Genomic DNA, 14053 nt, shown 5'->3' on the forward strand with positions numbered 1-14053 from the left:
GAAGAGGCGCGTCGTAAGTTTAATATCATGCTGCGCTTTCACCAAGAGTGATTCTCACCTGCAGGTCCGGTTTTCTGAGAAGAAAAGGAGTTCAGAGGCCTATCGAGCAGCCAGACGCTTCAGTTCCGGTTCCATCCGCTGCATCGCTTCATCAAAACTGACCAGAGGTGCATATCCGAAGTCAAGTCGGGCACGACTGATATCATAGTAGTGAGAACTGCTTAGTTGAGAGGCGAGAAAGCGGGTCATCGGCGGTTCACCGGGAAGGTGTAACGTACGGTACAAAAATTCCAATACGCTGCCGATCCGCTTGGCAGCCTTGACCGAAATCCGCTTTTCCACAGGCGGCAGTCCTGCCAAAGCCAGCAGTTGATTGATCCAGGTCCACATCACCACCGGTTCTGGTTCATTGATGAAATAGGCCTGTCCACCAACGGGAGAATCGCAATACAGACGTGCGGCGGCCTGCAGATGGGCCGCTGCCGCGTTTTCTACATAGCTCATTGAGATCAGGTTCTCGCCCGTTCCCACCTGCCTTAAGCGACCGGATTTCGCTCGCTGAATCAGTCGGGGAATCAGATGATTATCACGCGGGCCCCAGATCAGATGCGGTCTCAAAGCAATGGTGGCCAGACCACGCGTCCCATTGGCCGCCAGGACAGCCTGCTCAGCCAGCATCTTGGTGTGCGGATAATGACAGAGAAAGTTCTGGCTGTAGGGGAGTTTCTCACTGGCATTTTCATGCGCGGAGCCGTCATAGACCACACTCGGGGAACTCGTATAAATCAGACGCGTCACTCCCTGTGACTGACAGGCTTCCAGAACATTCAACGTGCCCTGAGTGTTAATGCCATAGAAATAATCCCACGGCCCCCAGATGCCGGAGACGGCTGCCGTATGATAGACCGTCTCAATGCCCGTACAGGCTCGCTCTACTGCAGCAGCGTCGCGAATATCCCCTTGGATGCTTTCTACATTCAACTCCTTGAGACGAGGATACTCTCCACGACAAAAAACGCGGACCGTCTCCCCTGCCTCGACCAGCTGTTCGACGATGTATAGCCCCAGGAAGCCGCCTCCCCCGGTCACGAGGACTTTCATGTAACCTGCCTTTCGGCCCAGGGAGCCAGCTTTTCACGAAAGATTTTCACATTATGTCTGATATCAACGGGCAACGATTTATGAAACAGGACCGTTTCAATTGACTGGGTGAGTGCATTCGCCTGCCCCAGTTCGAGCAGTTCCTCTGTCAGTTGTTTGCGCGCTGTCTGACTTTGAGGAAAGTCCCCCTGCTCCGGCTCTACGATAATCACCGGACGTTGCTGTGGTTTCCCACCAACGCCCACTAGAGCACTGCGGTAAATCCGCGGATGCTGATTGAAGATCGCCTCACAACAAATGGTAAACATCGGCCCCTCAGCTGTTTCAACCATATGTGCTTTCCGGCCACAGAACCAGAGCTTTCCATATTCATCCCGGTAACCCACATCCCCCATGCGGTGCCAGAACTGTGCTCCATCTGGAATTTTTGCCAGACGCGTCGCTTCGGGACGCAGGAAATATTCACGCGTGGCCATCGGCCCTTGCACGATGATTTCTCCGATCTCCCCGACTGGAAGTTCTTCCGCCTGCTCAATCGACTCGAGGGGTTCGTTATGAATCCGGATGATTTTAACCTGCACTCCGGGAAACGGAATTCCCACACAGGTCCCGGCTCCTGTCGCCGTCTGCTTTGAGGTTTCTTCCAGTACCTCACGCCCGCAGATGGAAGCAACCGGCAGCGATTCTGTCGCTCCATAGGGAGTATTGATGTCTGCTTCCTCACAGTTCAACGTCTGACGCATCCGCTTAATCACATGAACGGGAACCGGTGCCCCAGCAGAGAGCACACGTTTTAGAGAAGGCAGTTTAATGTCATGCTCTTCACAGTACCGGCCAATCCGATTCCACATCGCGGGAGAACCAAAGGCCTGCGTCACCCCCTGATCATTCATCTGACGGATAATTTTCTCCGGATCAACCAGGGCCGGCTTCGTCGGATCCATATCGGGCACAACGGTAGTCACCCCCATAGCCGAGTTGAAAAGTGCAAACAGCGGGAATCCCGGCAGATCGACTTCACCCGGCTGGATCTGGTAATAATCGCGCAACAAATCTACCTGAGACCAGAACATGCCATGCTCATAGGCGACCCCTTTTGGGGGACCCGTGCTTCCGCTGGTGAAGATAATCGCCGCCGGGTCGGTACGGTCGCGTTGAATGATTTCAAATGGCGTCCATTCTTTGCCCAGTAACCAGTCATAGTCGATCCCCGAAGTCAGAACCGGTTTGCCGACCGTCACGTTCAAGCGAGCTTTGGGAAAGTCCCGCCGCTTGATCTTGCGAAACAACTGTGCCAGCGGAATCGCAACAAAACCTTCGGGTTCCACTTCGGCCAGACAGCGAATAATATTTTTTCGTCCCATTCCCGGATCGATCAGAATGATCACCGCTCCCGCCTTAAACAGCGCAAAAGTGAGTGCGATAAACTCCAGGCTGGGTCGCACCATCAGGGCCATCCGGGTTCCCGGTTTCACTCCCAACTCAATCAGTCCCCGCGCCAGGCGATCACTTTCCTGATCCAGTTGCTGAAAGGTCAGACTGCTGTAAGTGTATCGCCCCTGCCGGTCCTTACCCGCGGGAAAGACCACCGCTTTCTGGTGCGGCCAGGCTTGAGCAGACTGGCGAAGACGATCGGCGATATTAAATTGATCAGACATGACAGACAGGTACGCAGCTTCCGAAACAGGGAAAGTCCTTTACTGGCGAACCAGAATTTCTCCCTTCCCCAAGGTCAGAAAATCGCCGCAGTAGCGCCGATATTCACTGCTGAAATAGTTCTCCGGAACCGGAAAACCAGTTTGCGCCAAATTACGCAGAAAAAACGAGAGCCATGTCGGCCGATAAAGGCATGAGTAGCGGAATGTGGGTAGCAGATCCGGCTCTCCCGCTTCTCCCAGCAGCCCGAGTGTCCCTCTTCGCATTCCGGCTCCGGCCAGCGCCCCCATTTTGCCAAAAGTAAAAATGGAACCGGCAATCATATCAAACCCGGTCGCATCGCCGGCATTACCCCCGATGACAATCGTGCCACGACGCATCCGATGCCCGGCTTCATTACCAACATGGCCATTGATCGTGATGGTGCCTCCCCGCATCCCGCGTTTACTGCCGGGATAGGCGGCCCCGAGAAGGTCGCCGGCATTACCTTGAATGCAGAGTGTTCCTCCCTGCATCTCGGTCGCGGCACAATCGGCGACATCTCCTTCAACGAGAATTTCACCGCCTGTCATCTCCGCCCCCAGATGCATGCCGGCACTGCCTTCCACACGGATGCGACCTCGCGAGAGACCGGCACCAATGTATTTCAGGCGCGCACAATCACCGGTAAAGACTAATAGATCCGGTTCCGCATCACTCTGCTGGACATCAAAGAATTCCCCCACGGTAGCCTGGCGATTGCCTGACAGCACCGGTAGCGCACAGATCTGGCTCAGTGACTGACCACTCACTGATTCATGACTCACCGAGTTTACTTCGAGAGAGACCGGGCGTGACTGTTTAAGCGTAAACGTGAGGGCCATTCGGGATGTTCTATATCAGCTGTTGACGGTTTTCTGGCCCATGTTGGCCAGACCTTCGATGAAACGCCGTGCTGACAGATAATCGTTGGGTACCATGTCCCGGATCTGTCCCCGCAGCTGATTCTTCATGACCTGTGCTTCGTCATAAATCTCCTGTGAGATTTCCGAAGTGGCACCGGTCGAATCACGCAGTTTGAAGAGCTCCTGCATTTTATCGCGAGAATCTTTGTACTCTTCTCCCATCAACGCTTCAGGCCAGGCAATTTCCCCGGTCGCGGGATTCAACTGACTGGCACTCAGTGTCGTGTCAGTTTGCGTGAAGCCAGGCTCGTAATACACGGGAGTTCCGGTCTCGCGACGCTTCTCGTTCTCTGCTACCCGTTTCTGACGGGCGGCTTCCTGTTGCGCTTCCCGTTCTTTCTGTTCCGCGGCCCGTTGCTGGTTATAAGCACGCTGCGCCTTTTGAACTGAAACGTAGGTATCAGCAAGTTTCTTCTGGTTTTCGATATACTTGCTCTGAGCGTCCTGGTAATTCACCAGCGCCTTGGTGTGATCCACCTGGGCCTGTCCTCGAGCACGGACCAGATCGGCCATTCCCTGATAACGGGAACCGAGTGCATCCACCGGAGAACCCCAGTTGCCGGTGTAGTATCCGCCATACCAGGGACTGTAAATCGCCGGGCTGTAGCTGCCGGGCCAGTAGTAAATATTGCTGTTTCTATACCAGGGACCTGCCTTCAGGAAATGACCAGCAGAAAACAGTGTTATGATTCCCAGTAACAACATGCTCATTTTCAAAGTGACTGTTTTCATGTTCGACCTCAGAGCGGAATTTGAGTGTAGTTCACGTGACTGCCCGAAATCTGATTCGCAGCAGACGGCTTGTGTGATTTCCTGATGAATCCGAGTGGAAATACTTGATTTTTAAACTCGGATCATGATATCAATTATAGCATAATGTTCTCGAATCTTTTTCGCCAGTCTTTCATCTGAAGGTAAGATGAATTCTTTCTTATCCACAGACCACTGGTACTCGCAACGATCAGCTCCAGGAACCATGCTCATGCGTCAGTTACTTACTGCAGGACTCACTTTGGCGATCTGTCTGCTCGCGACTCCCCTACTACTTTCAGCCAGCATGGACGTCAACAAACTGGTCCAGGAACTGAAAAGCAATAATGAGGACGCTCAGGCACTGGCAGCACACCAGTTGGGCGAATTGGGGCCGAGTGCGAAAGCTGCGGTACCAGCGCTGATTTCTGTCGTTAAAGAGGGTTCTGTAGCCGCCCGCAGTGAAGCCATCACCGCCCTGGGAAAAATCGGGCCTGATGCCTCAGCTGCCGTTCCTGAACTGGCCAAAGTTCTGCGTGGTTATTCTGTCATTCTTAAGTACAACACTTTGCAGGCCCTCCGCCAGATTGGTCCCGGGGCCAAACCCGCTCTGAAGCAGATCATGCCTCTACTGGAGAGTAACAATTCTTACCTGAAGATTTCCGCCGCCTGGGCTGCTGCGAAAATCGATCCCGAAAATCAGGAAACCTTGAATCAGGTCATCCCCATCCTGCTGGAAGGCTTGAATATTTCGATCAACGAAGTCCGCAATGATGCAGCACTGGCACTGGCACAGATTGGTGCCCCCGCAGTCAAACCATTGCTGACAACACTGAAACACGAACACGAAGCAAACCACAATCAGGAATGCCAGCAGATCTGTGATGTACTGGCCCAGATGGGGGCTGGTGGCGAATCAGCAATTCCGACCCTGATCAAAATTCTGGAAAAAGTAGATGATCCCAACCTGGTCTGGCGAGCCGCACACGCCTTGGGAAATATCCGCTCGCAACCTGAGAAAGTTGTCCCCGCATTAACAGAGGTCCTCACAAATAAATCTGAGATCGTACGAGCGAATGCCGCTATCTCGCTGGGAGACTTTGGTCCTGAAGCCAAATCGGCTGTCCCTGCATTAACTAAACTGCTGTCAGATCCTGAACTCAATGTCAAACTGGACGCTGCCACTGCTCTGGGTGCCATTGGACCGGATGCAGCCTCTGCCGTCCCCGAACTGGCTTCTGCGATGCAGGCAGGTCCCGTCTCCCTGACACTCACGAGTGCCTCTGCTCTGGCAGCCATCGGTGATGCATCTGTTCCCGCATTGAATAAAATGCTTCAGGACGATTCCCCTTTAAAATTACTGGCAGTTCATGTATTGGGCGAAATCGGTACTGGTGCCGGGGCTTCCATTCCGGAACTGATCAAACTGTTAGATTCTACCGATCCTGAAGTAAAAATGTCCGCGATTACCAGTCTGGGAGAAATGGGACCTGCTGCGAAAAAGGCAGAACCTCAACTGCTGGAAATCCTCAAATCAGCCCAGGATCGCACCCGGAATGCCGCTGTCTTCGCCCTCTCCAAAATGGGCAGCAAAGCAGCTATCCCCGAGATCAAGAAACTCGCAGCTGAGTCATCTGATGACGAACGGTTACAGCTTGTCTGTGCCTGGGCGCTGGTCCGCAATAACCCCCATGACCCGGAAACGATTAAAACAGCACTCCCCGGTCTGACCAAAGCACTCACAGATGAGCGTCCCCTGGTCCGCCGAGAAGCCGCTAATGCGATTTCCCTGATGGGACCTGAAGCGAAATCTGCGATTCCTGCTCTGACAGCGGCGCTGAAAGAAGAAGAGAATCCACGCGTCATTCAGGAACTGATCACAGCCCTGGCCGAAATTGGCCCCGCTGCCGCACCTGCGATCTCTGCAATTGCCCCCTATCTCAATTCGGGCAATGTCGATCTTCGTCTGGTCGCAACTTATGCGATGGCCCGTTTCGGGAAAGTAGCCAAAGCGGAAGTTCCTCAGCTGGAGAAAACACTCAAATCCAGCAATAACAATATGGAGAATGCTGTCACCCTCTGGGCATTGACGAAAATTGATCCGACTCCCCAACGGGCTGAGAAAGCAGCTCCCGTGATGGCCAAAGTCGTAACCGATCATCCGAATCCGGATGCCCGTCTCGAAGCGGCAATCAGTCTGGGTGAATACGGGATCAAAACCCCGGAAATCAAACAGGCTCTGGAAGCCGCATCCAAGGATCAGGATCCACGCGTCAAAAAAGCAGCCGCAGCAGCTCTCAAAAAACTGAGCAGCTGATTCTCACAATCTGTTGACATAAATCAACATCTCCGCCGATTTGTTGATTTATGACATCAGCAGTAAAGCCTCTGCTCTGGCAGCTGGATTCCAGTGATTTCGATATTCAACGAGAGACACTTTCTACAAAGAACCTCTCGCTAAGGGTTTAGACGTAGACTACTCTCCAGTTTCAAAGTCTGCGCGAACCGATTATCGGTGATTGGGCCTTCAGCAGGTCACTGGCATGGATCTTGCGATTCTCTTACTACTGCAGAGTTAGAGAACCGGAAATCGAGACATCCTTTACCAGTATGGGAGCTGCCATGATCACCGTTGCTGAAATCAACGACATCGAACGCCTGGATCACTTTCGTCTGGCGTGGCACGATCTGCTTGGTAAAACCAGGGGAGCGACCTTCGCTCATTCTCCGGAATGGCTGGAACACTACTGGGCACACTTCGGAAAAGGGCTCAAATTACGTGTTCTGTTCGTCACACTGAGAAATAAAATCATCGGTATCGTGCCACTGGTAGTCAAACCGGTGGCAACACCGCTGGGCACCGTGCGCGTTCTGACCTACCCACTGGACAACTGGGGGACTTTCTATGGACAGATCGGTGGTAACTCGGCGGCGACAATGGTCTCAGCGATCAGACACATCCGCTCGACTCGACGTGACTGGGACCTGATCGACCTGCGTTATGTTGACCAGGAGGGCCACGACCATCGGCGGACAGCCAACGCCTTAAAGTCGGTCGGTTACCAGGGCAGTTCGGCTCCCTGGCGTCGTTTGTCTCTGGTCGACACCAGTGATACCAGTTGGATCGAGTATCTGGCCAGTCGATCCCCTGAAGCCAGAGAACACATTCAACAGTCAGAGGAAATCACGGCGCGAGACGGACACGTTTCCTTTTACCGCTCACGGTTGGAAGATCCACTGGCTCCTGGCTGGAATCCGCGCTGGGATCTCTGGTCTCAGTTTGAGCAGATGGATTTCCGACATGGGAATCAGACACTGATCGCCGGAGGCGCTCATACTCTCAAACAAAAGCTGGACTTCCTGCGGGATATCCATGGCCCTGCGTCACGCTCCGGAATGGCCCGCATCGATGCCTTGTTCGTCAATCATCGTGTCGTCGCATTTGCCTACGGCCTGCAACACGCTGCTGGTACCGATTACCTGGCCATCGGTCGTGCTCCTGATACCAATCCGGAAACGGTCACGACTCTCATCTCAAATATGATTCAGCAGTCAATCCGGGATGGTGAACCTGCCGTGAACCTGAGTTTATTGGGTCCGTCTGCAGCCAGCATGTGGCAGAACAGCGTACGACACAGTTACCGCTGCTCACATTATCCACTGACGGTTCCACGGTCACAATTATTGAGGCTGAATCGCTGGATGAAGCAACCTGTAGCCAGTCCCAAAGCCAATGGCAGTCCAGCAATGGTCAGTGACAGTCAGGCCTCTCGGGAAATCGAGTCGAGCATCGAGCTGGCTGCGATTGCGCCGGAGGACTGGCCCGAAGAGAACACTATGCAAGCGGAGCCTGATTCTGAGCGTCCTCCCTTTCGCATTGTCGGCTGATCAACGCTGAATCAGGAAGTCTGAAGATCACTCCGGATTGGGGGCGAACTTGACAACCATCAGGGTACGGTCGTCACCATCATTCCCCCCTTCGAGGTGTTGCTGCAACTTGGACCAGATCCCACGCATCACTTCGTCTGCGGTATCTTCAATGTGATTTTCCAGGACCTTCATGATGCCATCAGAGCGGAACATTTTCCGTTCGCTGCTCATAGCTTCGCTGATTCCATCGCTGAAACCGACAATGATGTCATTCTTGCAGATCGGAATGACGGAATAGTCGTAATCGTTTGATTCCGTGACTCCCAGTAGCATTCCGTGAGAGGTCAGAGTGGTGATCTTCCCTTTGTGAACCCAGAAGGGCGCCGGATGTCCCGCGTTGGTGTAAGTAAACGTCCGGGCCCGGGTATCGATCACGCCGTATAGCATACTCATGAACTGATGTGGCAGCGAAGTATGATACAGCGCTGTGTTAATGCGGCTGATGACATGCTTCGTATCTCGGGCCTGTTCAATTGGCCCTTCTGTCAATGTGCGTAAAGCACCACGAACGGATGCCATGACCACCGCAGCCGGGATACTGTCTCCCGAAGCGTCTCCCAGCGCGAAACAGGTCACATGCGGAGAGAGGGGAATGAATTCACAGAGATCGCCCCCGACTTCGTGATGACTGATCGACTGAACTGCTGCCTGGAACTCGCGATCCCAGTCACGTTCCAGAGCCAGTTCGACAGGAAACGATTCTGAAATCACCTTCAACTCTTTCTTGAGTCGCAGCTGATTCTGACTTTCTTTGAGTAATACAGCCCGTTCCAGAATGGTACTGACCTGGGCGCCAATAGATTTCAGAATATGGACATCGCGTTCATTGAGATGTCGGGCCCGTCGATCGAAGGCCCATAGAGTTCCAAAGGGGCCCGTTTCCGACTGCACCGACACACAGACGCCCGTCAGGCATCCCTCAGGCAACCAGTCGGCCAGTTCCGGATTCTCGTGCCGATTCACAATCAGGGCATCGTGTGCGAACGCTTCCAGATCAGGGGGGGATTCTTTCAGTTTCCGGCGATGAAAGGGAATCTCAAATGTATGCAGACAATACTGGACGCGGAGCGAGAGTTGATTCGATTCCGAATTCAACAGGAAAAAGCCCGCAGCCCGAAATCCAGTCAGTTGCAGAGCTGCTTCCAGCAGTTTCTGAAGCGCGTCCTGCAGTCCCTCCTGGCGGGTAACCGAGAGGCCGACATCCATCAGCGTAGTGACTTCGCGATTCTTCAGCTCAAGCGAGGAGCCCATGGTTTCAATCTTGGAGATTAATCCGCCTACCAATTCAGCCAGCTTGATTGCCGTCACAAACATGTGATCATTGGCAGTCTCAGAAGGCAGCGTCAGGTAAAGGTATCCCAGGGTCCGCTTGCCGTCTTCAATCGATTCGTACCAGCAGTATTTCGCGTTCTGACAGAGTTCCGCTTCCAGAGATTTGCGTTCTCCCGGCTTGGCGGGCGTAAAATGCAACGGCCAGCCGGTGATCTCCGTAAACTGGTCACAGAGACCATGTATCCAATCCAGAGGTTGCGCGGTGAGTACCTGTTCCATTACACCTGATCCAAGACGACGAAACTGAGATGAGTCGTTCGAGCACGGAATGCTCCTTCGTCTTGTATCGGCCGCTATTCCCTCCTGGCCTTGACGCCTGTCTGACTGTAACGGTTACAGCGGTTAAGCACGCTGAATTCACTTCAGAATCAGGAAATCCCCACGTTCGATTGAACTTGAGTCGAGCAATTTCCTGTTAGCGGTAGCGTTCGATGATCGCACATCCGCAGGAGTCACTCCAGACGTTAACCGAAGTACGACACATGTCCAGTACGCGGTCGACAGCGATAATCACGCCTTGCGCTTCCAGTGGAAGTCCCACCGCCTGCAGTACAATCGCCATCATCACCAGGCCAGCGTGGGGAATACCGGCAGCCCCGATACTTGCCAGTAACGCGGTAATCGCCACCAGGATTTGCTGCTGGACAGGTAACACTTCGCCCGAGTAAGCCTGTGCGATAAAGAGGACTGCAACCGCTTCATAGAGCGCCGTTCCATCCATATTAATCGTCGCACCCAGAGGCAGCACGAACGAGCTGACCTCATTCGAGACTCCCGCATTTTCCTCAACACAGCTGATCGTCAGTGGCAGTGTTCCATTTGAGGAGGCTGTCGAGAAGGCGGTCATCAACGCCGGGCCCATTGCCCGGGCAAATTCCAGGGGAGAACGCCGTGCAATAAATTTCAGGAGACAAGGCAAGATAACAGCCGCATGTATCAATAGAGCTAACAGTACTGCAACCATATACCAGCTGAGAGTCTTGAAGATTTCAATCCCCTGAGAAGATACGGCATAAATCATGAAAGCCAGCACACCAATCGGAGCCAGACTGATAATAAACATGGTCATCCGCATCATGACTTCAAAGCCGGCCTGAAAAATATCAGTCAGCACTTTCGCATGTTTCCCTCCGACCAGAATGATGAAGATCCCGGACAGGATGCTGAATGAAATGATCGAAAGGAATTCCCCTTCCCCCAAAGAGTGGATAATGTTGGTGGGAATCAGCCGATCGACCATATCGATAAAGATAGAACTGATCGACTCCTGCCCTGAAGACAACGAGCCACTGCCACCAGGCAATTCAGCGCCAATTCCGGGGCGTATCAGATTCACCACAAAAATCCCGGTAAAAATTGCCAGCAGACTGGTGGAGAGATAATATAACAGCGTTTTGGAAAACATGGCACCAAACCGGGTGGCATTCCCCAGGCTGGCGATTCCGGTGATCAGGGAAGTCACAATCAGAGGAATGGTCACCATCTTCAATAGACGTAAAAACAGATCGCCAACCCATTTGGAAATCGCCATCACTTTTTGACTGATTGTATTCCCGAAGAGTTCGAATTCCGTCTTCCACTGTGGATACTTCGCGACCAGTTCCTCTCCGTTCGCTGCAGAATAGGTGGTGACCGTAACTTTTTTATCGACGGTACGGGTATAAGTCAGATGGACTTCATGTGCGGAGTCGACGATATGAATCATGCGTCCTTTGACTTCAAATGTCTTGGGCTTTTCGAGATCGCCTGCCACAAACTGTTTTCTGAGCTCCGGGTAGCGTTTCAATAACGCTTCCTCGTCGGGAAATTCCAGCGTTTGTGGAGCCTGTTCCGCTTGCTGCTGCACCACCTTATAGCCGCCATCCTGCGGACTGACAGTCAGTGTGAGACCGACCAGTGGTTCTTCCCCGGGATTGAATAGAAACCCCAATACGGTCCCAAGGATTAATGCAATCAGAATCTGATAATGCAGTGGCAGGCTCTTCATGAAACACCAATTTCCCTATTTCACGTTACAATGACTCACCAGACCACGTTCAGATTTTTAAGACCGCTCAGCAGCGCGATCAACAACACACGGACCATGACCAGAGGCTCAGAAGGGATCCTCTGGCTGGTCCGGAAATACCTGATTCAGTGGTTTTCATCCCGATTATTTTGTCGGGCTTAGCTGCGAGCGCAATCGCAGTTGAACGGTAGCCAGGCCCCGTTTTCCTTGCTGCTGGCTACAGACTGCTCAATAAAGAACATTCCTTCCACCCCATCATAAACGTTGGGATAGATCGTATTTTTCGGTTCGAAGGATTCGCCCGTAATCCGACTGATCATGGCGTCAAAAGCAGAGCGATAGATGTTGGCAAATGCTTCGAAGAAAGCTTCCGGGTGCCCTGCCGGCAGACGGCAGGCAGCAGCTCCGCTTTCGTTCATGAATGGAGCATTGGGATCACGGGTGTAAATCGCGTGTGGCTGACCGTTACGACGGACGATCATCTGGTTAGGCTCTTCCTGTCTCCAGGACAGAGCGCCTTTGGTGCCGTCGATTTCGATGAACAGATCGTTTTCGCGACCATGCGAAATCTGGCTGGCGGTAACAGTTCCCAGAGCTCCGTTCTGGAACCGGATCACAGCATGACCGTAATCATCCAGCTGACGACCGGGGGCGAAAATCTTCAGGTTACAGGAGATCTCAGCCGGCAAAAGTCCGGTCATGTAGCGTCCCAGGTTATAGGCATGAGTGGCGATATCACCAAAGGCCCCAGCAGCTCCGGATTTTGAAGGGTCGGTACGCCAGGCAGCCTGTTTCTGATCTTCTTGCTCAATACGTTTCCGCAACCAGCCCTGAATATAATTCGAACGAACTGCCTGAATTTCACCAAATTCTCCGTTCAGGATCATTTCCCGAGCCATCCGGACCAGCGGGTATCCGGTGTAATTATGGCTGACGGCAAAAACCACGCCCGACTTTTCAACCAGGCCTTTCAGTTCTTCTGCCTGGGCCAGGTCAAAGGTCATTGGTTTATCGCAGATCACATTGAACCCCGCCTCCACAGCTGCCTTAGCGATGGGGAAATGTGTAAAGTTCGGGGTGGCGATACTGATGAAATCGATCCGCTGATCTTCGGGCAAAGCGGACTCTTTCTCAATCAGTTCTTCAATTGAGCCGTAAGCCCGTTCGGGAGGAATGTCATAAGCAGGTGCCGATGCTTTCGCTTTCTCCGGATTGGAAGACAAGGCCCCCGCTACCAGTTCGGCCCGGTTATCCAGACAGGCAGCAATGGAATGCACACGGCCGATAAACGAACCCTGGCCCCCGCCAACAAGTGCCATTCGTAATTTACGATTGAGTTGACCGTTCATTGTTTCCATTGAAGCATTCCTCCCCTTGTTGATTCATTCCAGACCCGTGCAATAAGACGAGTTAGAGTTGAGCTGCGAAATGTTGAATCCCACCAGTCGAAGTGACCAGCTACGTACAAAGCAGCATACTTTTGACGGTTCGGAATTACAACCAAAGTGATTTTCAGGGCGTATTTTCAAGCCAGACCCCGTAAATTTACATCCCGTTTCCATCTCAGCTTTCACAGCAATCATGTCTGGCAGAATGCGGGACTCTTGGATACAATTTGAGATAACTGTATTTAGTTCAGACCAGAACAGTCGGTACGCCGAATAATCTGGTACCTGTTTTTGCATTTAATGAGGGACTCGTGCGTCGGGCTGCACCAGAATCCCGAGTTCAAACACACATGGGGAGGCAATTGTGGTTAAGAAACAATACGGGGAACGTCGCTTTCTGTGGCTGACGGTTGGAGTTATCTGTGGCCTGTGCATGTCCTATTTCTGGCCGCATGAGCCAGCTATGGCCGTCGCGACTGACCGGGATGGGGATCGCTTTGCAATTACAACAGTCCCCACACGCAACGGTAACGCGGAAGGTGTATTCGTCCTCGACTTCCTCACCGGACGTCTGCAGGGAGCAGTGTTGAACTCTCGCTCTGGAAAGTTCACCCACGCTTACTTCCGGAATCTGGCCGCTGACTTCAACGTCGATCCGACAGCAAAACCACATTACGTGATTGTTTCCGGTGATGTGAATTTACCCGCCCAGGGACGTGCCCAGTTCGCCGATGGCGGACTGTATGTTGCAGAAATGTCCTCCGGGATGGTGATCTGCTACGCCTTCTCGTTCGTGTTCAACAATGCCCCTTCTGCGCCGCAGCAGTTGCTGCCGATGGACCGGTTCCAGTTCCGTCAGGCACAGTAATCTGAATAACGACGCAATCAGAATACAACGAGAGCCTTTCACCGGCTCTCGTTTTTTATGCGCGTCACACGCTCAG

10 protein-coding genes are annotated in these 14053 nt (G+C 52.9%); 3 read left to right on the plus strand and 7 right to left on the minus strand.

Going from position 1 to position 14053, the window contains the following annotated elements; all coding sequences use genetic code 11:
- Positions 1–99: 99 nt before the first annotated feature.
- The 4 genes from F1728_RS04095 to F1728_RS04110 are packed head-to-tail and all read right to left on the minus strand — an operon-like array spanning position 100 to position 4433.
- Positions 100–1101, minus strand: coding sequence for an NAD-dependent epimerase/dehydratase family protein (locus F1728_RS04095; RefSeq protein WP_155363008.1), 1002 nt, complete (start codon positions 1099–1101; stop codon positions 100–102).
- The gene (locus F1728_RS04100; RefSeq protein WP_155363009.1) at positions 1098–2759 is read right to left on the minus strand and encodes a fatty acid CoA ligase family protein; all 1662 of its coding nucleotides are present in this window, start codon (positions 2757–2759) and stop codon (positions 1098–1100) included. The genes F1728_RS04095 and F1728_RS04100 overlap by 4 nt, the downstream gene beginning before the upstream one ends.
- Positions 2760–2798: 39 nt before the next feature.
- Positions 2799–3620: a formylmethanofuran dehydrogenase subunit C gene (locus tag F1728_RS04105; RefSeq protein ID WP_155363010.1), complete on the minus strand. Its 822-nt coding sequence runs from the start codon at positions 3618–3620 to the stop codon at positions 2799–2801.
- Positions 3621–3635: 15 nt separating this feature from the next.
- Positions 3636–4433 carry a hypothetical protein gene (locus tag F1728_RS04110; protein WP_155363011.1) on the minus strand — a complete coding sequence of 266 codons (798 nt, stop codon included), beginning with the start codon at positions 4431–4433 and terminating at the stop codon, positions 3636–3638.
- A 250-nt stretch (positions 4434–4683) separates the two neighbouring features.
- Between F1728_RS04110 and F1728_RS04115 the strand changes: the two genes are divergently transcribed.
- The gene (locus F1728_RS04115) at positions 4684–6768 is read left to right on the plus strand and encodes a HEAT repeat domain-containing protein (RefSeq protein WP_194242676.1); all 2085 of its coding nucleotides are present in this window, start codon (positions 4684–4686) and stop codon (positions 6766–6768) included.
- Positions 6769–7073: 305 nt separating this feature from the next.
- Positions 7074–8339 carry a GNAT family N-acetyltransferase gene (locus tag F1728_RS04120; protein ID WP_155363013.1) on the plus strand — a complete coding sequence of 422 codons (1266 nt, stop codon included), beginning with the start codon at positions 7074–7076 and terminating at the stop codon, positions 8337–8339.
- Between the two features lie 27 nt (positions 8340–8366).
- Here F1728_RS04120 and F1728_RS04125 read toward each other — a convergent pair whose 3' ends face one another.
- From F1728_RS04125 to F1728_RS04135, 3 genes are all read right to left on the minus strand, one after another.
- Positions 8367–9932, minus strand: coding sequence for a GAF domain-containing SpoIIE family protein phosphatase (locus F1728_RS04125; RefSeq protein WP_155363014.1), 1566 nt, complete (start codon positions 9930–9932; stop codon positions 8367–8369).
- A 196-nt stretch (positions 9933–10128) separates the two neighbouring features.
- Positions 10129–11700 (minus strand): dicarboxylate/amino acid:cation symporter, encoded by a 1572-nt coding sequence (locus F1728_RS04130; RefSeq protein ID WP_155363015.1) that lies wholly within the window; start codon positions 11698–11700, stop codon positions 10129–10131.
- Positions 11701–11879: 179 nt separating this feature from the next.
- Complete coding sequence (locus tag F1728_RS04135; RefSeq protein ID WP_194242677.1) at positions 11880–13079, minus strand: Gfo/Idh/MocA family protein; 1200 nt, start codon at positions 13077–13079, stop codon at positions 11880–11882.
- Positions 13080–13473: 394 nt separating this feature from the next.
- On the opposite strand from F1728_RS04135, the gene F1728_RS04140 reads away from it, so the two are divergent.
- Positions 13474–13977 (plus strand): hypothetical protein, encoded by a 504-nt coding sequence (locus tag F1728_RS04140; RefSeq protein ID WP_145039234.1) that lies wholly within the window; start codon positions 13474–13476, stop codon positions 13975–13977.
- Positions 13978–14053: the final 76 nt, after the last annotated feature.

The organism is Gimesia benthica, assembly GCF_009720525.1.
Taxonomy (GTDB): domain Bacteria; phylum Planctomycetota; class Planctomycetia; order Planctomycetales; family Planctomycetaceae; genus Gimesia; species Gimesia benthica.